Below are 24,535 nucleotides of genomic sequence, written 5' to 3' on the forward strand. Positions count from 1 at the left end.
TGTCGGCAGCAATGTCGCGCTCCCTGGCGCCCGGTCCTTGCCCGAATACGCATGCTGAAGAATATGTACAAATGTACACAATCTTGCTACTGTTGTCTCCATCTTCTCATTCACAGGCGTTTACGGATGACAGCGCAAACCTCCCGCCGGGCTTTACAGCTCCGACTCTGGGCCCTCTTCATGTTCTTCTTTATCCCTGGATTGCTGATGGCCTCATGGGCTACCCGTACTCCGGCGATCCGTGACCTGCTGACGCTGTCAACGGCGGAAATGGGCATCGTTTTATTTGGCCTGTCGATTGGTTCGATGAGCGGGATTCTCTGCTCGGCGTGGCTGGTCAAACGTTTTGGCACCCGCAAGGTGATTCGCACCACCATGTCGTGCGCCGTGGTCGGCATGATGGTACTCAGCGTGGCGCTATGGCTCACCTCGGCGGTCCTGTTTGCCATCGGGCTGGCCATTTTCGGCGCCAGCTTCGGTTCGGCGGAGGTGGCCATTAACGTCGAAGGCGCCGCCGTCGAGCGCGAAATGAATAAAACCGTGCTGCCGATGATGCACGGGTTTTACAGCTTCGGTACGCTGTTCGGTGCCGGCGTGGGAATGGCGGTGACCAGTTTTGGTCTGCCCGCCGCGCCGCATATTCTGCTGGCCGCGCTGGTGGCGATTGCCCCGATTGCGATAGCGATTCGCGCCATCCCTGATGGGACCGGAAAAAATGCGGCTGAAAGCGCGCATCATGAGGAAAAAGGTCTGCCGGTATGGCGTGATGTTCAGCTGTTGCTGATTGGCGTTGTGGTGCTGGCGATGGCCTTTGCTGAAGGATCCGCCAACGACTGGCTGCCGCTGCTGATGGTGGACGGCCACGGCTTCAGCCCCACCTCTGGCTCCTTGATTTACGCCGGTTTCACCCTCGGGATGACACTAGGCCGCTTTACCGGCGGCTGGTTTATCGATCGCTACAGCCGGGTCACGGTAGTCCGTGCCAGCGCCGTCATGGGCGCGCTGGGCATTGGCCTGATTATCTTTGTCGACAACCCGTGGATAGCCGGCGTCTCGGTACTGCTGTGGGGACTTGGCGCATCGCTCGGTTTTCCGCTGACCATTTCCGCCGCCAGCGACACCGGTCCCGATGCGCCGAAGCGCGTCAGCGTGGTGGCGATAACCGGCTATCTTGCCTTCCTGGTCGGGCCGCCGCTGCTGGGCTTCCTTGGTGAACACTTCGGCCTGCGCAGCGCCATGATGGTAGTGCTGGGTCTGGTCATGGTGGCGGCACTGGTCGCCAGAGCGGTAGCAAAACCACAACCTGAACCTGTCATGGAGAACAGTTAATGAGCATCAAACTGATTGCGGTAGACATGGATGGTACCTTCTTAAGCGATGCCAAAACCTACAATCGCTCGCGCTTTCTGAACCAGTATCAGCGTATGCGCGAGCAGAATATTCGTTTTGTCGTTGCCAGCGGCAACCAGTATTACCAGCTGATTTCATTTTTTCCGGACATTGCCCACGAGATAGCCTTTGTCGCCGAAAATGGCGGCTGGGTGGTCAGCGCCGGCGATGACGTTTTTAACTGTCAGCTGCCGAAAGATCATTTCCACACCGTCATCGACTATCTGCAGACGCTGACCAATATTGAAATCATCGCCTGCGGCAAAGGCAGCGCGTATACCCTGAATCGCTATAACGATGAGTTAAAGACGGTCGCCGCGAAATATTATCATCGCCTGCAGCTGGTGGATGACTTCAACCATATCGATGACGTGATACTGAAATTCGGCCTCAACGTGCCCGATCATCTGATTGCACAAATCCAGCCGCAGCTACACGCGGCGTTGGGCGATATGGTGACCGCCGTGGCAACCGGCTACGGCAGTATCGACCTGATTATTCCCGGTGTGCACAAAGCCAACGGCCTGCGTATTTTGCAACAGCGCTGGGGCATTGAGAATCATGAAGTCGTCGCCTTTGGCGACAGCGGAAACGATATTGAAATGCTGCAACATGCCGGGTTTGGCTTTGCCATGGCCAACGCAGCAGCGCCGGTGAAAGCCGTCGCCCGCTACGATGCACCGCATAACAATGAAGAAGGTGTGCTGCACGTCATCGACAAAGTGCTGAATCGCGAAGCGCCGTTCGCTTGATTTTCGCCCGGGTGCGGCAGCCGTGCCCCACCCGGAACGCCCGACGTTATGCCTGCGGGTCGTTGGAGTTTCCGACGTGCTTGTCTTTGAGAAAATAGACAATCAGCGCCAGCCACACCACGCCGCTGAGCAAGTTGAACAGGCTGAATACCCCGCTCCCCCCCTGCTCATACGCATGCTTACTGATCTCTATGCCGACGGTAAAAATCAGCATCTGCAGCATCCCCATCGCGGCCGAAACCGTACCTTTGCTCATGTCGCTGGCAAACAGCGTCAGGCGCACCAACCCGGCATTCGCCAGCCCGATCCCGAAGGCGTAGACGCTCAGCCCGGCGGTCATCCACAAATAAGCATGGCTCGATACCACCGTCGCCACCGCAGAGAGCAGCAGCCCGAACATAATCGGCCAGCCGCCGAGAATAATCAGCGAGCGCACCGTGCGCCGCGAGGTCAGTCGCGCCAGCACCAGGTTACCAGCAATCAGCGCGCCGAAAATCGGCACCTGCAGCAGGCCATACTCATAGCTGGTGGCGTTTTCCCCGCTGATAATAATCACCGGCGACTGGGCAATCCACGCCAGCAGCGGCAGGCTGACAAACCCGGTCGCCAGCGCGCCGGCGACGAAACGCAGATTCTTCAGCACCAGGCCATAGTCGCGGCCCAGCTCTTTCATCGACAGCTTCTCGCCCATCCGCGTCGCGGTTTCCGGCATCGCGCGCTGCAGGCCAAAAAAGGCGACGGCAGCCAGCACGGCAAACAGCACGAACATCATTTCCCACGGCAGGATGTGCACCCACGCCGCCCCCACCAGCGGACCGAGCAGCGGGGCAATCAGCGCAACGTTCGCCATCAGGGCGGTGATTTTGATACACATCGCCTCCTCAAACGACTCCTGAATGGCGGCATACCCCACCGCGCCGATGAAGCACAGGCTAATCCCCTGCAAAAAGCGCAGCAGCGTGAACTGCTCAATGGTCTGCGCCAGCAGAGTGGCCAGGCAGGTGACGATAAACCACACCACCCCGGTGAGCATCACCGGGCGACGGCCGATCCGATCCGACAACGGTCCCAACAGCCATTGTAAAAACATGCCGCCGGCGAGATAGGCGGTCATCGAGGTCGGCACCCATTCATTGCCTACCTGAAACTCTTCCACCACCGAGAGCATTCCCGGCTGGATCATATCGTTACCGATATAAGTGGAAAATTCGTATAACACCAGGCAGAGCGGGAACAAAAGCGCCTGCCGTCCGAGGCGTTTGCCTGAAAGCGAATAATTCTGCATGCAATCTCTTAGTTAAACAAAAATCGCGCAAAGTCTAATGAAAGTCTTGCGGAGGAGATAGTGAATTGTGAGTGACAATGAAAAATAGCGCAATGCGCCTTTCGCCCGCCGATCTCACCGCCATTTTAATTAAACCTGTCTATATTTCGTTTATATTTCAATTAGGTTACAGACGATATACTCATTCCCTGCGACATCTTCGCCACGGCATGCCGCGCCAGCAGCTTCTTAACAAGCTGATAATTAAGACAATACTGCTTTAATTTATCGCCACCGTTTTTTAAGGTGGGCGGCTGATTGCTATCGGATACCAAGAGTCTGAATCTATGCTGGAAAATATCAACGACACGCTGTTTGCCTTAATCAACGCCACCCCCGCCTCACCCTCGTGGCTCATCGCACTGGCGACCTTCATTGCCAAACAGGTGATTCTGATTGTGCCTCTGTTGGCCGCTGCGCTGTGGCTCTGGGGGCCAAACCAGCGGCAACTGGTGTTTAAAGTGTGCCTCGCGCTGGCGATTAGCCTGAGTCTGTCATGGCTTTCTGGCCTGCTCTTCCCGCATGAGCGCCCGTTTGCCGCAGGCGTCGGCTATCAGTTCCTGCATCACGCGCCGAATAACTCCTTCCCCAGCAATCACGGCACCATCAGCTTTACCTTTGCGCTGGCTTTCTTGTTCTGGCATCGCCTGTGGTCCGGGATCGCGCTGCTGACGACCGCTGCGGCGATCGCCTGGTCCCGCGTCTATCTTGGCGTTCACTGGCCGCTGGATATGCTGGGCGGCCTGCTGACCGGGATGTGCGGTTGTCTGGCCGCCGGACTACTGTGGCCGGCCGGTGGCCAGGCGCTGTATCAATCTCTGCAGCAGCTGTACCGGGTTTGCTTCTCCCTGCCGATTCGTAAAGGCTGGGTGCGTGACTAACCCTCTCCGGGCAGGTAAAATTGCCCACTGACGCCCTGCCGATGCCGGGCGATTTCAGCGTAGAGGGAATATGGAAACACGTCGTGATGAACGCATCAGCCAGCTCATTCAGGCGCTCAAGCGCAGCGATAAGCTTCATCTAAAAGAGGCCGCCGCGCTGCTTGGCGTATCAGAAATGACCATTCGTCGCGACCTGAACGGCCATAATGGCCCGGTGGTGTTGTTAGGCGGTTATATCGTTCTGGAGCCACGCAGCGCACCCCATTACCTGCTCAGCGACCAGAAAACTCGTCTGGTGGATGAAAAACGCCGTGCCGCCCGTCACGCTGCCGCGCTGCTTGAAGCCCATCAGATGGCCTTTTTCGACTGTGGAACAACCACGCCCTGGATCATTGACGCGATTGATAACGCCCTGCCTTTTACCGGCGTCTGCTATTCGCTGAACACTTTTCTGGCGCTGCAGGAAAAACCGCAGTGTCGGGCCATTCTCTGCGGCGGCGAGTTCCATGCCAGCAATGCCATTTTTAAACCACTCAGCCTGCAGGATACCCTCGGCCATCTGTGCCCGGACATTGCCTTCTACTCGGCGGCCGGGATCGACTGCGCGCAGGGCGCCACCTGCTATAACCTCGAGGAACTGCCGGTTAAACACTGGGCGATGAGCAGCGCGCGCTACCACGTGCTGGTTGTCGATCACAGTAAATTTGGCAAGGTCAGACCAGCGCGAATGGGCGATTTATCGCGTTTTGATGTGATTGCCAGCGATGTCTGCCCGGATGAGAATCTGCTTGCGCTGGCGAAAGAAAAACAGATTTCACTGCTGTACTGACCGCGCCCCGCAGGGCGCGGCCTGTTGATTACGAGAACCAGCTACCGAACCAGCCGTGCAGTTTCATCAGCACGAAGTCCATCATCCGGCTAAAGAAGCCGCCTTCATTGACCGCTTCCATGACAATAAGCGGGCGCTGCTCGATAGTTTTATCATTGAGTTTAAAGTCGATGGTCCCGACCACCTGCCCTTTGCTCAGCGGCGCCGTCAGCTGCGTATCCGTCAGGGTATAGCTGGCTTTCAGGTTTTTCAGCTGGCCGCGCGGCAGGGTAATCGAGCCGGCTTCGCCCGCCCCGAGTTTGGCTTCGCTGCTGTCACCAAACCAGACGCGCTGGGTGATAAAGGTGGCATCCGGTTTAATCGGCGTCACGGTTTCATAGAAACGGAAGCCCCAGGTCAGCAGCTTTTCGGATTCATTAAAACGAATACGATCGGTTTTGGTGCCAAGCACCACGGCAATCAGACGCATGTCTCCCTGGGTTGCCGAGGAGACCAGGTTGTAGCCTGCGCCGGCGGTGGTCCCTGTTTTGACGCCATCCGCGTTGAGGTTTGAGCTCCACAGCAGACGGTTGCGGTTCGGCTGACGAATCTTATTGAAGGTAAACTCTTTCTCTTTATGAATGGCGTACTCTTCGGGGACGTCATGAATCATCGCCCTGGTCAGCAGCGCCATGTCGCGCGCGGTACTAAACTGGCCCGGCGCATCCAGGCCGTGCACGGTCATAAAGGTGGTGTTGGTCAGCCCCATCTTTTGCGCATAGCCATTCATCAGGCTGACGAATGCATCCTGGCTCCCTGCCACATAGTCGGCGATCGCGATGCTGGCATCGTTACCGGACTGGATAATCACGCCTTTATTCAGGTCTTCGACCGAAACCTGCATCCCTGGTTTAAGGAACATCACCGATGACCCGCGCAGCGCCGGGTTACCGGTAGCCCAGGCATCGCGACCGACGGTGACCATATCGGTGGACTTAATCTTGCCCGCCTTCAGCGCCTGCCCGACGACATAGCTGGTCATTATCTTGGTCAGACTCGCCGGGTCGAGTTTTTCATCGGCGTTGCCCTCGCTCAGCACTTTACCGCTGGCGTAATCCATCAGGATCCAGGCTCGGGCGTCGATCGACGGGGCATCGGGGAGTTGTTCCGCAGCCTGCACCGCAGGTGCGACAAGAACGAGAAGCGCGCAGCCTGCCACGAGGCCGCGAAGGGAAAAAGCGTCATGCGTCATAAGAGCCACCCAAGTATCCTTTCCAAACAAAATATGCCGCAACACTCTATCGGCGCAGCAGCAACCGGTGAGTAAAGCGTACAAATGACCTTAAAGAAACAGCGAGTTGGTAAAGTTTTTAAAGTTTACGCAATAACCTCGCTCCCTGCTGAAAACAGAGCAATTTTTTTTGATCATGATTGCCTAAATATTATGTTTATTCCAACATGATTGCTTACCATGATGCAACGACGGCTCAATAACAGGCAGGAACCGATATGATTACGCTATGGGGCAGAAATAACTCGACGAATGTGAAGAAAGTACGCTGGGCGCTGGCGGAGCTGGAGCTTCCATATCAGCATATTATGGCAGGGCTGGAGTTTGGCTTAAATCATGACCCGGAATATCTGGCGATGAACCCGAACGGTCTGGTGCCGCTGTTGAAAGATGATGCCCGTGACCTCGTCCTTTGGGAATCGAACGCCATTATTCGCTATCTGGCCGCCGAGTATGGTCAGGACCGTTTATGGGTCGCTTCGCCGCGCCAGCGCGCGCAGAGCGACAAATGGATGGACTGGGCGAACGGTTCGCTTTCTCCCGCCCACCGTCCGGTGTTGATGGGACTGGTGAGAACGCCAGAGGATAAGCGCGATCCGGCAGTCATCGCCGCCGGTATTGCCGCCTGTGAAGCGCTTTTCGCTATTCTTGACGCTGAACTGGCCACCTCTGCCTGGCTGTCCGGAGAGGCCTTTGGCCTCGGCGATATCGCCGTGGCGCCGTTCGTTTATAACCTGATGGAGATAGTGGACACCTGGCAGCCGCGTCCGCACCTGCAGCGTTGGTATCAGCAGCTTCATGAACGCCAGGCGTGGCGCGATGTGGTGATGATTCCGGTCACCTGATGCTATTCGGCCGGGCTCACTTTCAGCAGTTCGCCGTTGGACTCGTCGGTTAACACATACAGATAGCCGTCGGGTCCGACGCGCACATCGCGAATACGCTTGCCGCGATCGCGCAGAAGGCGCGTCTCTTCGCGCACCTTATCGCCATCCACCTTCAGAACAATCAGCGACTGGTCCTTCAGCGCCCCGATAAATAGCTTGTGCTGCCACTGCGGGAAAGTCTGCGCCGCATAAAACGCCATCCCGCTCACCGCCGGAGAACGCTTCCAGACGAAAAGCGGCGCCTCGGTTCCGGCGACCGCCGTGCCCTGCGCTTCGGGAATCGGCAGGCCGCTGTAGTTGACCCCGTGCGTCGCCAGCGGCCAGCCGTAGTTTTTGCCCCTGCGCGGAATATTGATCTCATCGCCGCCGCGCGGCCCGTGTTCGTTGAGCCACAGCGTAGCGCTCCAGGGATTCATCGCCATCCCCTGCGGATTGCGGATGCCATAAGACCAGATTTCCGGCCTCGCCCCCGCGCGATCAGCAAAAGGATTATCGGCAGGGACTGTGCCGTCTTCGTTCAGGCGCACCACTTTTCCCTGCAGTTTATCCAGATCCTGGGCCGTGGGGCGTTGGTTATTTTCGCCCAGCCCGATGAATAAATATCCTTTCCCATCGAAAACCAGCCGCCCGCCGAAATGGTTGCCGGTGGAGAGCTTCGGCTGCTGGCGGAAGACGACCTGAAAATGCTCCAGATGCTGAAGGTTGTCACTCAGACGACCGTAGCCCACGGCGGTACCGGCCTTACCCTCATCGCCGACTTCAGCAAAGCTCAGCCAGACCCGGCGGGAGCGGGTAAAATCCGGGGCCAGCGCCACGTCAAGCAACCCGCCCTGGCCGCTGGCCCACACCGTGGGGACGCCGGTTATCGCGGCCGAAAGACCTTCCCCCTGCCGCCAGCGCTTCAGTTCGCCTGAACGCAGGGTTATCAGTATTCCCTGGTCATCGGGCAAAAAGGCCAGCGCCCACGGATGCGCAAGCTGATTTTGCAAGACCTCGACGCGTACCTTCCCGGCAAGGGTCACGGCGGGAAACAGCAGGGTGGCGAGCATCAGCGAAATGGCGACCTGGCGCATAGCATTCTCCTTTCATCGGCAATACTTTCGGTAATACTTTCGGTAATGCGCTAAGAGTAGCCAGCGAGGCAAATCAGGAAGGGATTTTTACATAACATTAAGCAGGGGGAGTTCGCCTCCCCCTGAATTCAGACGTGGGTCACTGACGCTCGTTTATTCAGTTTATGAATATTCATCGTCAGCTCAGCCAGACAGCGTTCTAGCGTCTCTACGTTAACCGCAATATATGACGGGCAGTCATGATGCCCGCTCATCAGGCAAACCGCCGCAGACGCGATGGCTCCACCCGCAAGACGGAGTGCATCCTTTTCCTCCGGTGCAAGCTCGTGCTGCAACCGCAGCCCGTGTTCACGCATTTCACCACACAGTTCGAACAAGTTATCACGCAGATGCTCATTTTCGCTGACTGACATATAGCCCTTCGCTTTGCGTAACTGCAAATAAGCGTGGAGATCAATATTGGCATTAATCAGCTTATTCAGAAGGTTACGATACAGTCTGTCAACGCTCATCATGGTTCCTCCTCTGTCATCCATTACCATTATCAGAATATGGCTATTTTTTGTACAAAAGGATGCGCGAGGTCAATAATTCCTGGTTAATTAACATCATTTACAATGTTACATGTATGTTCAAAATCGCTACCGGCGCGCCTGCAGCTCTCCCATGCGCTGGAGCTGGCGAAAACCAGGCAGTTCTCAATGCTGCTGATCTTTACCTTATTCGTCACGCAGATTTATGACACCTACGACAGGCAGTTTGCGCAGTACTTCTCATTGCCGTTCCTTACCCCGAAAGAAGGCAACCGCGGGTACGGGATTCTGGCCTTCATCGCCAACGCGATTTACTCGCCGCTGGCCGGCTACCTGTATGACACCATCGGCTGCGCGCATACTTATTATATTCTCGGCAGCATCACCGGACTCTTCACCCTGATATCGATGTTCACCCTACGCGATACGCGAGAACCCACCGCCCCAGGTGCGGCACCGACAGGAGGCGTCGCGCAGCCATAGCAAACCATCCGCCCGGGAGGATCTCCCGGGCTTTTTCATCATCTGTCACACCGTGGCTATACTCTTTTTCATAAAGATCTGTAAAATTCCTGCCCTGACCATTCCAATAATCGAACACTTTTTAAACTATGAGCAATGTAACGCATCAGCCGAAAATCGGCTTTGTCTCTCTGGGCTGCCCGAAAAACCTCGTCGACTCAGAACGCATCCTGACCGAGCTGCGTACCGAAGGTTATGACGTGGTTCCCACCTACGACAATGCCGATATGGTTATCGTCAACACCTGCGGCTTTATCGACAGCGCCGTTCAGGAGTCCCTGGAAGCCATTGGCGAAGCGTTAAAAGAAAATGGCAAAGTTATTGTGACCGGCTGCCTGGGAGCGAAAGAAGACCAGATTCGCGAAGTGCATCCGAAAGTGCTGGAGATAACCGGGCCGCACAGCTATGAGCAGGTTCTGGAGCATGTCCATCACTATTCGCCGAAGCCTAAACACAACCCGTTCCTGAGCCTGGTGCCGGAACAGGGCGTGAAGCTGACGCCGCGTCATTACGCCTATCTGAAAATTTCCGAAGGCTGTAACCATCGCTGCACCTTCTGCATTATCCCGTCGATGCGCGGCGATCTCGTCAGCCGTCCGATTGGTGAAGTGCTGTCCGAAGCCAAACGCCTGGCCGATGCCGGCGTCAAAGAGCTGCTGGTCATTTCTCAGGATACCTCCGCCTACGGCGTCGATGTGAAGCACCGCACCGGTTTCCACAACGGCGCGCCGGTAAAAACCAGCATGGTCAGCCTGTGTGAAGAGCTGGCAAAACTGGGGATCTGGGTCCGTCTGCACTACGTCTATCCGTACCCGCACGTTGATGACGTGATCCCGCTGATGGCGGAAGGTAAAATTCTGCCATATCTGGATATCCCGCTGCAGCATGCCAGCCCGCGTATTCTGAAACTGATGAAACGCCCGGGTTCTGCCGACCGTCAGCTGGCGCGCATCAAACAGTGGCGTGAAATCTGCCCTGACCTGACCCTGCGTTCGACCTTCATCGTCGGCTTCCCGGGTGAGACGGAAGAAGATTTCCAGATGCTGCTCGACTTCCTGAAAGAGGCTCGCCTTGACCGCGTAGGCTGCTTTAAGTACAGCCCGGTTGAAGGCGCAACCGCTAACGAGCTGGCGGATCAGGTGCCTGAAGAGGTGAAAGAAGAGCGCTGGAACCGCTTTATGCAGCTGCAACAGCAGATCTCTGCCGAGCGCCTGCAGGAGAAAATCGGCCGCGAGATAACGGTACTGATCGATGAAGTGGACGAAGAAGGCGCCATTGGCCGCAGTATGGCCGATGCGCCGGAAATCGACGGCGCGGTCTACCTGAACGGCGAAACGAAGGTCAAACCTGGCGATGTCGTCCGGGTGAAAGTCGAACATGCCGACGAATACGACCTGTGGGGCAGCCGGGTTTAATCCCACGCCCTCTTATCCCCGGATTGCGGCGCTCACGCGCCTGATCCGGGCTACAAAACCCCACTCATCCGTATTCATCCCCGCACTCATCCGCACTAACCCGCACTTGCCCGTAGCCCCGGTAAGCGCCAGCGCCACCGGGGAACAGCACCTTACCCCTTTATCTTCGACTCCAGCGCATCGCACCCGAGCCGGGCGACAAAACCCCGCTCATCCGCACTAACCCGCACCAATCCGTAGCCCCGGTAAGCGCCAGCGCCACCGGGGAGTCGCACCTTACCCCTTTATCTTCGGATCCAGCGCATCGCGCAGGCCGTCCCCCAGCAGGTTAAACGCCAGCACCGTCAGGAAAATCGCAATCGCCGGGAACAGCGCTACGTGCGGCGCCATCACCATATCCGCCCGCGCTTCATTGAGCATCGCTCCCCATTCCGGGGTCGGCGGCTGCGCCCCGAGCCCCAGGAAAGAGAGACTGGCGGCGGAGATAATCGACACCCCGATACGCATGGTGAAATAGACCACGATCGACGATACCGTACCGGGCAAAATATGGCTGAACAGAATCGTCATATCGCTGGCGCCGATGCTGCGCGCCGATTCAATAAAGGTCTGCTGTTTGAGCACCAGAGTATTGCCGCGCACCAGGCGGGCAAACGCCGGGATCGAAAAAATCGCCACCGCAATGATCACATTCGACATACCGCTGCCCATCACCGCCACCACCGCAATCGCCAGCAGGATCCCCGGGAAGGCGAACAGCACGTCGCAAATGCGCATGATGATGCGATCCCACCAGCCTTCATAATACCCGGCCAGCAGACCAAGCACGGTGCCGATCGCCGCGCCGATCAGCACCGCCAGCACGCCGGCCGCCAGCGAAATCTGCGCGCCAACCAACACCCGGCTAAAGATATCGCGCCCGAGCGAATCTACCCCGAACCAGTGCATCATCGACGGGCCATCGTTGAGCCGGTCATAATCAAAATAGTTTTCCGCATCGAACGGCGCTATCCACGGCGCCACGAGCGCGACCGCAATCAGCAGCAGGACAAATATACCGGCGCCCATCGCCACCGGCTGACGACGAAATCGCCGCCAGAACTCACGCCACGGCGTGCGTATTTGTCCAGGCCTAACTCCCGGCATGGCGTTAATAACCGCCTGCCTTCTCCAGTTGAGCAATCGCACCTTACTTGTACCTGATAGCCGGGTTAATGGCGGCGTACAGGACATCCACCACTAAATTAATAAGAATAAATTCCAGCGAAAAGAGGAGGACTTCCGCCTGAATGACCGGATAGTCGCGCATCTCCACCGAATCCACCAGCAGTCGCCCAAGGCCTGGCCAGTTAAAGACCTTCTCGACCACTATCGACCCACCGAGCAAAAAACCGAACTGCAGTCCCATCATGGTCACCACCGGGATCATGGCGTTGCGCAGACCGTGTTTCAGCACCACCCGGGTCTCACTGACCCCTTTGGCGCGCGCGGTGCGCATGTAATCTTCGTGCAGGACATCGACAAAAGAGGCGCGGGTAAAACGCGCCATCACCGCCGCAACGGCCGCCCCCAGCGTCAGGGAAGGCAGAATATAGTGCCGCCAGCTGTCGGCGCCCACCGTCGGCAGCCAGCCCAGCTCCACCGAGAAGACCTGCATCAGCAGCATACCGAGCGCGAACGCCGGAAACGAAATACCGGTCACCGCCAGCGCCATCCCCAGCCGGTCAGGCCAGCGATTACGCCACACCGCCGCCGCAATGCCCGCCGCCATGCCGAAGACCACCGCCCAGCTCATGCTCGCCAGCGTCAGCCACAACGTCGGCATAAACCGGCTGGCTATTTCGCTGCTGACCGGGCGGCGCGACGCCATCGAGGTGCCGAAATCGCCCTGCACTACGCTGGTGATATAGTGCCAGAACTGCACGTGCAGCGGCTGGTCGAGCCCCAGCTGCTGGCGCACCATCGCCACCACCTGCGCATCGGCCTCCGGTCCGGCAATCAATCGCGCCGGATCGCCGGGCAACAGATGCACGAACAGGAACACCAGTACCGCCACAATCAGCAGCGTGGGAATCAGCCCCAGCAGACGCTTAATCACGTAATTGAGCATCGTCCCCCCTTGCTGGCATCCCCATCGGCCGCTGACGAGCATGAACGCCATCTTCCTCTCCCGCTGCGGGAGAGGGGCTGAGTCCCGTCCATCACTGGGCTAAATCCGCCTGCTCGAAGCTAAACCCGGTATCCGGCTGGATATAGAAACCGCTCAGATTTTTGCTGTGCGCCGAAACCAGTTTTTCCACTACCAGCGGCACCCACGGGGACTCTTTCCAGATAGTCTCCTGCACCTCTTTATAGAGCCGCGTTTTTTCTTTCACGTCGGTAGTTTTCAGCGCCTCCGTCAGATCTTTATCCACCTGCGGATTGCTATAAAACGCGGTGTTGAACAGGGTTGGCGGCCAGTTTTGCGAAGCAAACAGCGGTGACAGCGCCCAGTCAGCTTCGCCGGTTGAAGCCGACCAGCCGGTGTAGAACATCCGCACCCCGCTCTCTTTCTGCCCTTTCCCCTCAACTTCCGCCGCACGCTGCCCGGCATCCATCGCCGTCAACTGGGCCTTAATCCCCACCTGCGCCAGCTGCTGCTGGGTGAACTGCAGCACTTTCTGCGCGGTACTGTGGTTATGCGATGACCACAGCGTGGTGCTGAAACCGTTAGGGAAACCGGCCTCTTTCAGCAGCTCGCGGGCTTTCGCCGGGTCATACGGCCACGGTTTGAAGCTCTCGGCATAGGCGATAGATGGCGGTACGACGCCGGTGGCCGGCGTCGCATAGCCGGCGAACGCCACTTTGACCAGCGCCTGGCGGTTGATGGCGTAGTTGATAGCTTCGCGGACTTTCGGGTTATCGAACGGCTTTTGCGTCACGTTCATGCTGATGTAACGCTGCATGATAGACGGGCTGGCCACCAGCTCCAGCTTGCTGTTTTTTTCCAGCAGCGGCGCCTGCTCATAAGGAATGGGGAAAGCGAACTGCGCTTCGCCGGTTTGCAACATCGCCGCGCGAGTGTTGTTATCCACCACCGGACGCCAGGTTATCGAGTCCAGCTTCGGCAGGCCCGGCTGCCAGTAACCGGCAAACTTCGTCACCTTCACGAAATCGGTCTGATTCCAGGTGTCCAGCTTATATGGCCCGGTTCCCACCGGATGGAAGCCTATCTCTTTGCCGTACTTTTTCAGCGCCGCCGGAGAGATCATCGCCGTGGCCGGGTGGGCCAGGATATTGATGAACGCCGAGAACGGCTGCTTGAGGGTGATTTTCACCGTCGTCGGATCAACGGCTTCGGTACTGGCGATATTTTTATACAGGTTGTAGCGCTTGAGGTGATTATCAGGATTGCTGGCGCGGTCGAGGTTCGCCTTCACCGCCTCGGCGTTAAAGTCGGTGCCGTCCTGGAACTTGACCCCGGAATGGAGTTTGATGGTGTAAACCAGTCCGTCCGGCGAGATGGTGTAGCTCTCCGCCAGCACGTTTTGCAGCTTCATCTCTTTATCCAGGCCAAACAGCCCTTGATAGAACGATTTGGCGACGGCCTGGGACAGGGTGTCATTGGCATCATACGGATCGAGGGTCGTAAAGTTAGAGCCGACCGCCACGACCACGTCTTTCGCGGCAAAAGCCGGGCTTGCCGCCAGCGCTGACGTGACGACCAGCGCCAGCAACCCTCTGCGTAATACACGTTGTGTCATGTTGTTCTCCTGAAAGGCTGTACTGTTGATGTCGTTGTTATCTTCCCAGCACGTCGGCGACGGGTTCCGTGGCGACAAAATGGCCCGGCCCTACCTGTTGTAACGGCATGCTGCTAACCTCGGCCCCGCGTTTATAGATATTGCCCGGCAGTTCGTCAGAGAGCAGTACGCGCTGCGGATGACGATGCGTCGGGTCGGCGACCGGTACGGCGGCCATCAATTTGCGGGTATAAGGGTGCTGCGGGTTTTCAAACACGGCGCGCCGCGGGCCTATCTCGACAATGCGCCCACGATACATCACCGCCACGCGATGGCTGATGCGTTCAACCACCGCCATATCGTGTGAAATAAACAGGAATGCGATGCCCATTTCGCGCTGTAAATCGAGCATCAGATTAATAATCTGCGCGCGGATGGAAACATCCAGCGCGGACACGGCCTCGTCGGCAATCACCACTTTCGGATTGAGCGCCAGCGCGCGGGCGATGCAAATACGCTGGCGCTGGCCGCCGGAAAACTCGTGCGGATAGCGCCAGGCATGTTCCGGTTGCAAACCGACCCGCTCCAGCAGCCAGGCAACGCGCGCTCGCGCCGCGTCGCCTTCCGCCATGCCATGTACGCGCAGCGGCTCCATAATCGAATAGCCCACGGTTTGTCGCGGGTCGAGCGAGGCAAACGGATCCTGGAAAATAAACTGGATATCGCGGCGCAGCGCCTGAAGTTTGCTGGTTGCCAGCGTATCAATCCGTTCGCCGTTAAAGACTATCGTCCCGCCCTGCGTCGCCACCAGCCGCAGCAACGCCCGGCCGGTGGTTGACTTCCCGCAGCCGGACTCGCCGACCAAAGAGAGGGTCTCTCCTGGCCACAAATCAAAGCTGACCTTCTCCACCGCGTGGACTTCGCGGGTGACGCGATTCAGAATGCCGCTGCGCAGCGGAAAACGCGCCACCAGATCGCGCACTTTAAGAATCGGTTCGCCGGCGACGACGGTATTCTGCTCCCCCTCATCGGGGGCGGGCTGCTGCAATAACGCAAAGTGACGCGGCAGATCGCTACCGCGCATCGACCCGAGCCGCGGGACGGCGGCCAGCAGCGCCTGAGTGTAGGGATGCTGCGGCGCGCGGAAGATAGCCTCCACCGTGCCGCTCTCCACCGCTTCTCCGCGGTACATCACCAGTACCCGATCGGCAATATCGGCGACCACCCCCATATCGTGAGTAATAAAAATTACCCCCATCGCCATCTCTTTTTGCAGCACGGCAATGAGCCGGAGAATCTGCGCCTGGATAGTCACATCCAGCGCCGTCGTTGGCTCATCGGCAATCAGAACCGCAGGACGACAGGAGAGCGCCATCGCGATCATCACCCGCTGGCGCATTCCGCCGGAAAGCTGGTGGGGGTAGCGCGAGAGCATCGTTTCCGCCTCGGGGATCCTGACCTGATCGAGCATTTTCTTCGCTTCGCGCAGCGCCGCATCATGCCCCAGCCCCTGGTGCAAACGAATAGATTCGGCAATCTGCTCTCCGATAGTAAACACCGGATTGAGTGAGGTCATCGGCTCCTGGAAAATCATCGCCATGTCCGCCCCACGCACGCTGCGCATTCCTGCGGCTGACTGCTCGCTCAGGGAGACGACCTGATGGTTGCGGCGGCGCAGCCACAGCGCCTCGCTGTTGACCTCGCTTACCGCCCTATCGAGCAGGCGCATCAGCGCCAGCGCGGTGACGGATTTTCCCGAACCCGATTCGCCGACGATGGCTAACGTTTCGCCCCGTCGCAGGGTAAACGACAGCTGCCGCACCGCGGAAAACCGCTCCTGCTGCTGGCGAAACGCCACGTTCAGATCGCGTACCACCAGAACATCATCGGCGTCGATTTCTTGACTATGCGGCAACGTGCGTCCCCCTTATTCCCGATAAATACCAATCGTCGGCGTATCCCCGGCATAGCACCAGGCCCGATACATACCTTCGCTGTTAAATGGCAGAACCACGTTGCCTTCTCTGTCGATGGCAATCAGGCCACCGCTGCCGCCGAGCGCCGGTAGTTTTTCCATCACCACCCGCTCACAGGCCTCATACAGGCTGAGATTGCCGTACTCCATCAGCGCCGCAATATCGTAGGCCGCCAGCGTGCGCATAAACACTTCGCCGGTTCCGGTGCAGGAGACGGCGACGCTGGCGTTATTGGCATAGCAACCGGCTCCCGGTAACGGGCTGTCACCGACGCGGCCGGGGAGCTTATTGGTCATGCCGCCGGTCGAGGTCGCCGCCGCCAGATTACCGGCCAAATCCAGCGCCACCGCGCCGACGGTCCCCATCTTATGGCGCTCATCGAGCGGCGCGGCTTGATGATCGAGCACAATCTCATCGGCGGCCTGAGCCTGTTGCAGCTGAAGTAACCGTTCGGTGGTCGAAAACAGATGGTTCCCGACCCGGTCCATGCCATGGGAGACGGCAAATGCTTCCGCTCCCTCGCCAATCAGCAGCACGTGCGGGCTTTGTTCCAGCACCATTCGCGCGGCAAGCACCGGATTACGCAAATGCTTTACCCCGGCGACCGCCCCGGCCTGCAACCGGTTACCGTCCATCACGCAGGCATCCAGTTCATGGGTTGCATCGCGGGTAAAGACCGATCCGATACCCGCGTTAAACAGCGGACACTCCTCAAGCAGCCGCACCGCTTCCGTCACCGTATCCAGCGCGCTGGCGCCTGCCGCCAGCATTTTTTGCCCGCTATCGACGATCGCTGAAAGCGCCGCCACGTACTGTCGTTCCCGTTCCGGCGTCAGGGCTGAGCGCGTAACCGCCCCCGCCCCGCCATGAATTGCTATCACCGCCTTGCCCATTCAGCGATCCCTCAGCGATAAAGTGTCTTGATACGTCCTGCAAACCGCTTCTGACTGGCGACGGATAACCCGCTCTTTTCCAGCTGTACTCCTGACGTATCGAGGATGATTTTATGTATAAATATCATTATCGTGCTGACTGTCCTATACAATTTTTGAATATAGAAAACGCCGGGTGCAGTGTAAACCCCGTACCGTGGAGGCATATAGCCGTCAGCGCTTTTCTGTCATAATAGGTGTTTTCGATGATTTGCCCGCAGGAGAAGCCCATGGATTTTACCGCCGGACTGATGCCGCTCGACACAGCCCTGACTCAGATGCTCAATCGAATTACACCGCTCAGCGCGGTGGAAACCGTCCCGCTGTTGCAGGCCTTTTCGCGCGTAACCGCCCATGATCTCATTTCGCCGCTGGACGTCCCGGGGTTTGATAACTCGGCGATGGACGGGTATGCCGTCCGTCTGGCCGACCTCGCCGACGGCGCGGTGCTGCCGGTTGCGGGTAAAGCGTTCGCCGGACAGCCGTTCCACGCGCTCTGGCCTACGGGAAGCTGTATTCGCATCATGACCGGGGCGCCGGTCCCGCCAGGCTGCGACGCGGTGGTGATGCAGGAAGAGACGGAGCAGAGCCAAGAGGGCATCCGCTTCGTCGCGCCGGTCAAAGCCGGGCAAAACATTCGCCGCCGTGGGGAAGATATCGCCGATGGCGCCGTGGTCTTCCCGGCAGGAACCCCGCTTACCGTCGCCGAACTGCCGGTGCTCGCTTCGCTGGGAATTGCCGAGGTTGCGGTGCTGCGCAAAGTGCGCGTCGCGGTGTTCTCGACCGGGGATGAACTGCAGCTGCCGGGCCAGCCGCTGGGCGACGGGCAAATTTACGATACCAACCGCCTCGCCGTCCATCTGATGCTGGAGCAACTGGGCTGCGAGGTGATTAACCTCGGCATCATCCCTGACGACCCGGCCCGACTGCGCGAGGCGTTTATCGAGGCCGACCGGCAGGCTGACGTGGTGATTAGCTCCGGCGGCGTCTCCGTCGGCGAAGCGGACTACACCAAAACGATACTCGAAGAGCTGGGCGAAATCGGCTTCTGGAAGCTGGCCATCAAGCCGGGTAAACCTTTTGCCTTCGGAAAACTGAGCAACAGCTGGTTCTGCGGCCTGCCGGGTAATCCGGTGTCCGCCACCCTCACCTTCTATCAGCTGGTGCAGCCGCTGCTGGCAAAACTGGCGGGTAACAGCGGCCAGGCTCAGCCAATGCGCCTGCGCGTTCGCGCCGCTACGCGGCTGAAGAAATCCCCGGGCCGTCTCGACTTCCAGCGCGGCGTGCTGCGACGCAATCCGGACGGTGAACTGGTGGTTGAATCGACCGGTCATCAGGGGTCGCATATCTTCAGTTCTTTCAGTATCGGCAACTGTTTTATCGTCCTTGAACGCGAACGCGGCGCCGTTGAAGCAGGCGAATGGGTTGAAGTCGAACCCTTTAACCATCTGTTCGGGGGGCTGTAATGGCGGTCGAACTGAGCGATGAGGAGATGCTGCGCTACAACCGTCAAATCATCCTGCGCGATTTCGACTTTGACGGCCAGGAGCGGCTGAAAACCTCGCAGGTGCTGGTGGTTGGCCTCGGCGGGCTCGGCTGCGCGGCGGCGCAGTATCTGGCGGCGGCGGGCGTCGGTCAGCTCACGCTGCTGGATTTCGACACCGTGTCGCTCTCCAACCTGCAGCGCCAGACGCTGCACAGCGATGCGACCCTCGGCCAGCCGAAGGTCGACTCCGCGCGCGACGCGCTGGCACGCATCAACCCGCACGTACAGCTCACGACGCTGAATGCTGTGCTGGAAGAAGAGGCCTTGTGGGCGCAGATCGCCGCCCATGACCTGGTGCTCGACTGTACCGATAACGTCGCTATCCGCAACCAGCTTAACGCCGGCTGTTTCCGCCACAAAACGCCGCTGGTTTCCGGCGCGGCGATTCGCATGGAAGGCCAGATCAGCGTTTTTACCTGGCGGGAGGGAGAGCCGTGCTATCGCTGCCTGAGCCGTCTGTTCGGCGACAATGCCCTCACCTGCGTTGAGGCGGGAGTGATGGCGCCGCTGGTCGGTGTCATCGGCGCGTTACAGGCGATGGAAGCGATTAAAGTACTCAGCCGTTACGGCACGCCGGCGGCAGGCAAAATCGTCATCTACGACGCGATGACCTGCCAGTTCCGTGAAATGAAGCTACCGCGTAACCCGCAGTGCGAGGTGTGCGCAAGCCATTAATCTTCCCCGGCGGCAACCGTCGCCGGATAATCTGTGACCCGCGACACCTTTCCCTGTTCTCCCCGATCGTATCCGTTCTGCTTGTTGATTTGCATCAAGGTAACTTTCATTCGAAAGCATTAAAATCTTCATATGCAAAAAGAGGGCTCGGTATGATCTTCAACATTCAGCGCTATTCAACCCACGACGGCCCGGGAATTCGCACCGTCGTCTTCCTTAAAGGCTGCTCGCTGGGTTGCCGCTGGTGTCAGAATCCGGAAAGTCGTTCCCGCACGGCGGATCTGCTGTATGACGCTCGTCTGTGTCTCGACGGCTGCGATCTGTGCCAGCAGGCGGCGCCGGAGGTGATAACCCGCAAGCTGGATGGCCTGATTATCCAGCGCGAAAAGCTCACCGATGACCACTATGCGCGGCTGCGCGAATGCTGCCCGACCACCGCACTCACCGTCTGCGGCGAAGAGCAGTCCGTAGAGGAGATTATGACCGCGGTACTGCGCGATAAACCATTCTACGACCGCAGCGGCGGCGGCGTTACCCTCTCGGGCGGTGAGCCGTTTATGAACCCTGAGCTGGCGCAGCAGCTGTTGCGGGCCAGTCATGAAGCCGGTATTCACACCGCCGTCGAAACCTGTCTGCACGTGCCGTGGAAATATATTGCGCCTTCGCTACCGTGGGTAGATCTGTTTCTCGCCGACCTGAAGCACGTGAACGAAGCGATTTTCAACCAGTGGACGGACGGCAGCGCTCGCCGGGTGCTGGATAACCTGCAACGCGTGGCGCAGGCCGGGAAAAAAATCATCATCCGCGTGCCGCTGATTCAGGGATTTAATGCCGATGAAGCCGCCATTACCGCCATCACCGATTTTGCCGCCGACCGTCTGAAGGTCGAGGAGATTCACTTCCTGCCATACCACACGCTGGGAATGAACAAATATCAGTTACTCAGTCAGCCCTATACCGCTCCGGACAAACCGCTTGCTGCCCCCGAGCTGCTCGCTTTCGCGCAGCACTATGCTCAGAGCAAAGGTTTAACGGCTACTTTACGAGGATAAACTCATGACGACCCTGAAACTGGATACGCTGAGCGCTCGCATTCAGGCGCATAAAATGGCGCTGGTACATATCGTTAAGCCGCCGGTATGCACCGAGCGCGCGCAGCATTACACCGCCGCTTATCAACAGCATCTGGATAAGCCTGTCCCGGTACGCCGCGCGCTGGCGCTGGCTCATCACCTGGCGGAGCGGACTATCTGGATCAAACACGACGAGCTGATCGTCGGCAACCAGGCAAGCGAGGTCCGCGCCGCGCCGATCTTCCCGGAATATACCGTCAGCTGGATTGAAAAAGAGATCGATGATCTGGCCGATCGTCCGGGCGCCGGTTTCGCCGTCAGCGAAGAGAACAAGCGGGTGCTGCATGCGATCTGCCCGTGGTGGCGCGGCCAGACCGTGCAGGATCGTTGCTACGGCATGTTTACCGACGAGCAAAAAGCGCTGCTGGCCACCGGCATTATTAAAGCGGAAGGCAATATGACCTCCGGTGACGCTCACCTTGCGGTCAACTATCCGCTGTTGCTGGAAAAAGGTCTCGACGGCATGCGCGCCAAAGTGGCCGAGCGCCGCTCGCGCATCAACCTTACGGTGCTGGAAGATTTGCACGGTGAGCAGTTCCTCAAAGCGATTGATATCGTGCTGACAGCGGTGAGCGAGCACTGCCGACGCTTTGCCGGCCTGGCCCGTACCATGGCTGCCGCCGAGACACGCGAAACGCGCCGCGACGAGCTGCTGGCCATCGCCGAAAACTGCGACATTATCGCCCATCAACCGCCAAAAACGTTCTGGCAGGCGCTACAGCTGTGCTACTTCATTCAGCTCATTTTGCAGATCGAGTCCAACGGTCATTCGGTCTCCTTCGGCCGTATGGATCAGTACCTCTATCCGTACTACCGTCGCGACGTCGAGCTGCAACAGTCGCTGGCGCGCGAACAGGCGATTGAGCTGCTGCACAGCTGCTGGCTGAAGTTGCTGGAAGTGAACAAAATTCGCTCCGGCTCGCACTCGAAAGCCTCCGCAGGCAGCCCGCTATACCAGAACGTGACCATCGGCGGCCAGAACCTGGTGAACGGCAAGGCGCAGGATGCGGTGAACCCGCTCTCGTGGGCGATTCTCGAATCCTGCGGCCGTCTGCGCTCCACCCAGCCAAACCTCAGCGTGCGCTACCACGCCGGTATGAGTAACGACTTCCTTGACGCCTGTGTCCAGGTCATTCGCTGCGGCTTCGGGATGCCGGCATTTAATAACGACGAAATCGTTATTCCGGAATTCATCAAACTCGGCATCGAACCGCAGGATGCCTACGACTACGCGGCCATCGGCTGCATCGAAACCGCCGTCGGCGGCAAGTGGGGCTATCGCTGCACCGGGATGAGCTTTATCAACTTCGCCCGCGTGATGCTCGCTGCCCTGGAAGGCGGCCGCGACGCCACCAGCGGCCAGGTGTTCCTGCCGCAGGAGCACGCGCTGTCGAAAGGCAACTTCACCCGCTTCGAGCAGGTGCTGGAAGACTGGGATACGCAGATCCGCTACTACACGCGTAAATCGATCGAGATTGAGTACGTCGTCGATACCATGCTGGAAGAGAATGTCCACGATATTCTGTGCTCGGCGCTGGTCGATGACTGCATCGAGCGGGCGAAGAGCATTAAACAAGGCGGCGCCAAATACGATTGGGTTTCCGGACTGCAGGTCGGTATTGCCAACCTCGGCAACAGCCTGGTCGCCGTGAAAAAGCTGGTGTTTGAGCAGGGGGCAATCGGTCAGCAGCAGCTGGCGAAAGCGCTGGCGGAAGACTTTGAAGGCCTGACCCACGAGCAGTTGCGTCAGCGCTTAATCAACGGCGCACCGAAGTACGGTAACGATGATGACAGCGTGGATACTCTGCTGGCGCGTGCGTACCAGACCTATATCGATGAGCTGAAGCAGTACCGCAATCCGCGCTATGGTCGCGGTCCAATCGGCGGCAACTATTACGCCGGTACCTCGTCCATCTCTGCTAACGTGCCGTTTGGCGCCCAGACGATGGCCACGCCGGATGGACGTACAGCGCACTCGCCGCTGGCGGAAGGGGCCAGCCCGGCTTCCGGGACCGACCATCTGGGGCCGACGGCGGTCATCAACTCCGTCGGCAAGCTGCCGACCGGGTCGATTCTCGGCGGCGTGCTGCTTAACCAGAAGCTGAACCCGGCGACGCTGGAGAACGAGTCCGATAAGCAGAAACTGATGGTGCTGCTGCGTACCTTCTTCGAAGTGCATAAAGGCTGGCATATCCAGTACAACATCGTATCGCGGGAGACGCTGCTGGAAGCGAAGAAGCACCCTGACCAGTATCGTGATTTAGTGGTCCGCGTAGCGGGATACTCGGCGTTCTTCACCGCCCTGTCGCCGGATGCCCAGGACGATATCATCGCCCGTACCGAGCATACGCTGTAAGTCCTCCCCCGGCTGGCGCTGCGCTTAGCCGGGCTACGGGTCACCGCCCTCTGCGGGACAGTAGCCCGGGTAAGGCGTTTACGCCACCACCCGGGGACGAAAGCATCGCCGTACCGGACATCCGCCGCAAGCAAAACCCCCGGCTGGCGCCGCACTTAGCCGGGCTACAGGTCACAGCCCTCTGCTGGCCGTAGCCCGGGTAAGGCGTTTACGCCGCCACCCGGGACGAGAGCATCGCCCGTACCGGACATCCGCCGCAAGCAAAATCCCCGGCTAGCGCTGCGCTTAGCCGGGCTACGGGTTCACCGCCCTCTGCGGGACAGTAGCCCGGGTAAGGCGTTTACGCCGCCACCCGGGGATTTTCTCCTGCACATAAGGCAATGCAAACTTTCATTCGAAATAAATTTGTGCTTCAGGTCACATTGTAATTAGAATGTTACTGGTCGAAGTTAGCCAGGAGCATCTGTTATGACCGTTAAAGTTATCGTCACCGATATGGACGGAACTTTTCTCAATGACGCCAGGCAGTACGATCGCCCGCGTTTTCTCGCGCAGTTCGCGCAGCTTCAGCAGCAGGGTATTGAATTTGTTGTCGCCAGCGGCAACCAGTACTATCAGCTGATCTCTTTTTTCCCGGAAATTCGCGAGCAGATCTCTTTTGTCGCCGAGAACGGTGCGCTGGTGTACGAACACGGCCAACAGCTGTTCCACGGCGAGCTGACCCGCCATGAATCCCAGGTGGTGATTGGCGAGCTGCTGAAAGACAGCCAGCTGAACTTCGTCGCCTGTGGCCTGGAGAGCGCCTACGTCAGCGACAAGGCGCCCGACGCTTTCGTTGCCCTGATGGCAAAACACTATCATCGCCTGCAACGAATCAGCGATTATCAGAACATTAACGACACCCTGTTCAAATTCTCGCTGAATCTGCCCGATAGCGATATCCCGCAGCTTATCGATAAACTACACGTTTCGCTCGATGGCATTATGAAGCCCGTGACCAGCGGTTTCGGCTTCGTTGATTTAATCATTCCCGGCCTGCATAAAGCGAACGGCATCAGCCGCCTGCTCAAACGCTGGCAGCTTTCGCCGCAGGAGTGCGTCGCCATCGGCGACAGCGGCAACGATGCGGAAATGCTGAAGCTGGTGAAATACGCTTTCGCCATGGGCAATGCCGCCGCAAGCATTAAAGCTATCGCCGATTACACGACCGACGATAACAACCATCACGGCGCGCTGAAGGTCATTCAGGCCGTGCTCGATAAGACGCCGCCCTTCTCCTGCTGACCGCTGACCGGGGCCCTCTGCCCCGGTTTTTTCATT

At 58.5% G+C, this 24,535-nt stretch carries 20 protein-coding genes and 1 pseudogene; 12 read left to right on the forward strand and 9 right to left on the reverse strand.

Annotated features, from left to right (window positions below):
* Window positions 1–126 precede the first annotated feature (126 nt).
* Window positions 127–1,329, forward strand: coding sequence for an MFS transporter (locus CWM52_RS10265; protein WP_100684007.1), 1,203 nt, complete (start codon window positions 127–129; stop codon window positions 1,327–1,329).
* On the forward strand, window positions 1,329–2,141 hold the full coding sequence (locus CWM52_RS10270) for a Cof-type HAD-IIB family hydrolase (protein ID WP_100684008.1): 813 nt from the start codon (window positions 1,329–1,331) through the stop codon (window positions 2,139–2,141). The genes CWM52_RS10265 and CWM52_RS10270 overlap by 1 nt, the downstream gene beginning before the upstream one ends.
* Before the next feature lie 46 nt (window positions 2,142–2,187).
* On the opposite strand, the gene CWM52_RS10275 is transcribed toward CWM52_RS10270, so the two are convergent.
* The gene (locus tag CWM52_RS10275; protein WP_100684009.1) at window positions 2,188–3,426 is read right to left on the reverse strand and encodes an MFS transporter; all 1,239 of its coding nucleotides are present in this window, start codon (window positions 3,424–3,426) and stop codon (window positions 2,188–2,190) included.
* 326 nt (window positions 3,427–3,752) lie between these two features.
* Between CWM52_RS10275 and ybjG the strand changes: the two genes are divergently transcribed.
* Window positions 3,753–4,346 (forward strand): undecaprenyl-diphosphate phosphatase, encoded by a 594-nt coding sequence (gene ybjG, locus CWM52_RS10280; protein WP_100684010.1) that lies wholly within the window; start codon window positions 3,753–3,755, stop codon window positions 4,344–4,346.
* A gap of 70 nt (window positions 4,347–4,416) precedes the next feature.
* Entirely contained in the window at window positions 4,417–5,175 is a 759-nt protein-coding gene (gene deoR, locus CWM52_RS10285; RefSeq protein WP_100684011.1) for a DNA-binding transcriptional repressor DeoR, read from the forward strand.
* A 28-nt stretch (window positions 5,176–5,203) separates the two neighbouring features.
* Here the strand turns inward: deoR and dacC are convergent, their stop codons facing one another.
* Entirely contained in the window at window positions 5,204–6,406 is a 1,203-nt protein-coding gene (gene dacC, locus CWM52_RS10290) for a serine-type D-Ala-D-Ala carboxypeptidase (RefSeq protein ID WP_100684012.1), read from the reverse strand.
* 257 nt (window positions 6,407–6,663) lie between these two features.
* Between dacC and CWM52_RS10295 the strand changes: the two genes are divergently transcribed.
* Window positions 6,664–7,290, forward strand: coding sequence for a glutathione S-transferase family protein (locus CWM52_RS10295; RefSeq protein ID WP_100684013.1), 627 nt, complete (start codon window positions 6,664–6,666; stop codon window positions 7,288–7,290).
* Window positions 7,291–7,292: 2 nt separating this feature from the next.
* On the opposite strand, the gene CWM52_RS10300 is transcribed toward CWM52_RS10295, so the two are convergent.
* Both CWM52_RS10300 and bssR read right to left on the reverse strand, forming a co-directional pair.
* On the reverse strand, window positions 7,293–8,381 hold the full coding sequence (locus tag CWM52_RS10300; RefSeq protein WP_227521282.1) for a PQQ-dependent sugar dehydrogenase: 1,089 nt from the start codon (window positions 8,379–8,381) through the stop codon (window positions 7,293–7,295).
* A gap of 152 nt (window positions 8,382–8,533) precedes the next feature.
* Entirely contained in the window at window positions 8,534–8,917 is a 384-nt protein-coding gene (gene bssR, locus CWM52_RS10305; RefSeq protein ID WP_100684092.1) for a biofilm formation regulator BssR, read from the reverse strand.
* 141 nt (window positions 8,918–9,058) lie between these two features.
* Between bssR and CWM52_RS10310 the strand changes: the two are divergent.
* Together CWM52_RS10310 and rimO are read left to right on the forward strand one after the other, a co-directional pair.
* Window positions 9,059–9,421 (forward strand): annotated as a pseudogene (locus CWM52_RS10310) (MFS transporter); the annotation flags it as partial.
* Between the two features lie 128 nt (window positions 9,422–9,549).
* The gene (gene rimO, locus CWM52_RS10315) at window positions 9,550–10,875 is read left to right on the forward strand and encodes a 30S ribosomal protein S12 methylthiotransferase RimO (protein WP_100684015.1); all 1,326 of its coding nucleotides are present in this window, start codon (window positions 9,550–9,552) and stop codon (window positions 10,873–10,875) included.
* 276 nt (window positions 10,876–11,151) lie between these two features.
* On the opposite strand, the gene gsiD is transcribed toward rimO, so the two are convergent.
* From gsiD to iaaA, 5 genes are all read right to left on the reverse strand, one after another.
* Window positions 11,152–12,063 (reverse strand): glutathione ABC transporter permease GsiD, encoded by a 912-nt coding sequence (gene gsiD, locus CWM52_RS10320; protein ID WP_100684016.1) that lies wholly within the window; start codon window positions 12,061–12,063, stop codon window positions 11,152–11,154.
* 1 nt (window position 12,064) lies between these two features.
* Window positions 12,065–12,985, reverse strand: coding sequence for a glutathione ABC transporter permease GsiC (gsiC, locus tag CWM52_RS10325; protein ID WP_100684017.1), 921 nt, complete (start codon window positions 12,983–12,985; stop codon window positions 12,065–12,067).
* Between the two features lie 91 nt (window positions 12,986–13,076).
* Window positions 13,077–14,618: a glutathione ABC transporter substrate-binding protein GsiB gene (gsiB, locus tag CWM52_RS10330; RefSeq protein ID WP_100684018.1), complete on the reverse strand. Its 1,542-nt coding sequence runs from the start codon at window positions 14,616–14,618 to the stop codon at window positions 13,077–13,079.
* 37 nt (window positions 14,619–14,655) lie between these two features.
* Window positions 14,656–16,512, reverse strand: a complete 1,857-nt coding sequence (gene gsiA, locus CWM52_RS10335; RefSeq protein ID WP_100684019.1) for a glutathione ABC transporter ATP-binding protein GsiA — start codon at window positions 16,510–16,512, stop codon at window positions 14,656–14,658.
* Window positions 16,513–16,524: 12 nt separating this feature from the next.
* Window positions 16,525–17,466 carry a beta-aspartyl-peptidase gene (gene iaaA, locus CWM52_RS10340; protein ID WP_100684020.1) on the reverse strand — a complete coding sequence of 314 codons (942 nt, stop codon included), beginning with the start codon at window positions 17,464–17,466 and terminating at the stop codon, window positions 16,525–16,527.
* A gap of 269 nt (window positions 17,467–17,735) precedes the next feature.
* On the opposite strand from iaaA, the gene moeA reads away from it, so the two are divergent.
* From moeA to CWM52_RS10365, 5 genes are all read left to right on the forward strand, one after another.
* A complete protein-coding gene (gene moeA, locus CWM52_RS10345; RefSeq protein ID WP_100684021.1) occupies window positions 17,736–18,971 on the forward strand; it encodes a molybdopterin molybdotransferase MoeA in 1,236 nt (411 codons plus the stop codon).
* Window positions 18,971–19,726, forward strand: a complete 756-nt coding sequence (moeB, locus tag CWM52_RS10350; RefSeq protein ID WP_100684022.1) for a molybdopterin-synthase adenylyltransferase MoeB — start codon at window positions 18,971–18,973, stop codon at window positions 19,724–19,726. Before moeA ends, moeB begins: the two co-directional genes overlap by 1 nt.
* 152 nt (window positions 19,727–19,878) lie before the next feature.
* Window positions 19,879–20,778: a glycyl-radical enzyme activating protein gene (locus CWM52_RS10355; protein WP_100684023.1), complete on the forward strand. Its 900-nt coding sequence runs from the start codon at window positions 19,879–19,881 to the stop codon at window positions 20,776–20,778.
* A 4-nt stretch (window positions 20,779–20,782) separates the two neighbouring features.
* Window positions 20,783–23,215 carry a formate C-acetyltransferase/glycerol dehydratase family glycyl radical enzyme gene (locus CWM52_RS10360; RefSeq protein ID WP_100684024.1) on the forward strand — a complete coding sequence of 811 codons (2,433 nt, stop codon included), beginning with the start codon at window positions 20,783–20,785 and terminating at the stop codon, window positions 23,213–23,215.
* A 468-nt stretch (window positions 23,216–23,683) separates the two neighbouring features.
* The gene (locus tag CWM52_RS10365; protein ID WP_100684025.1) at window positions 23,684–24,499 is read left to right on the forward strand and encodes a Cof-type HAD-IIB family hydrolase; all 816 of its coding nucleotides are present in this window, start codon (window positions 23,684–23,686) and stop codon (window positions 24,497–24,499) included.
* Window positions 24,500–24,535 lie beyond the last annotated feature (36 nt).

Origin of the sequence: Raoultella sp. T31 (genome assembly GCF_002806725.1) — a bacterium.
In the GTDB taxonomy this organism is placed as follows: domain Bacteria; phylum Pseudomonadota; class Gammaproteobacteria; order Enterobacterales; family Enterobacteriaceae; genus Klebsiella; species Klebsiella electrica.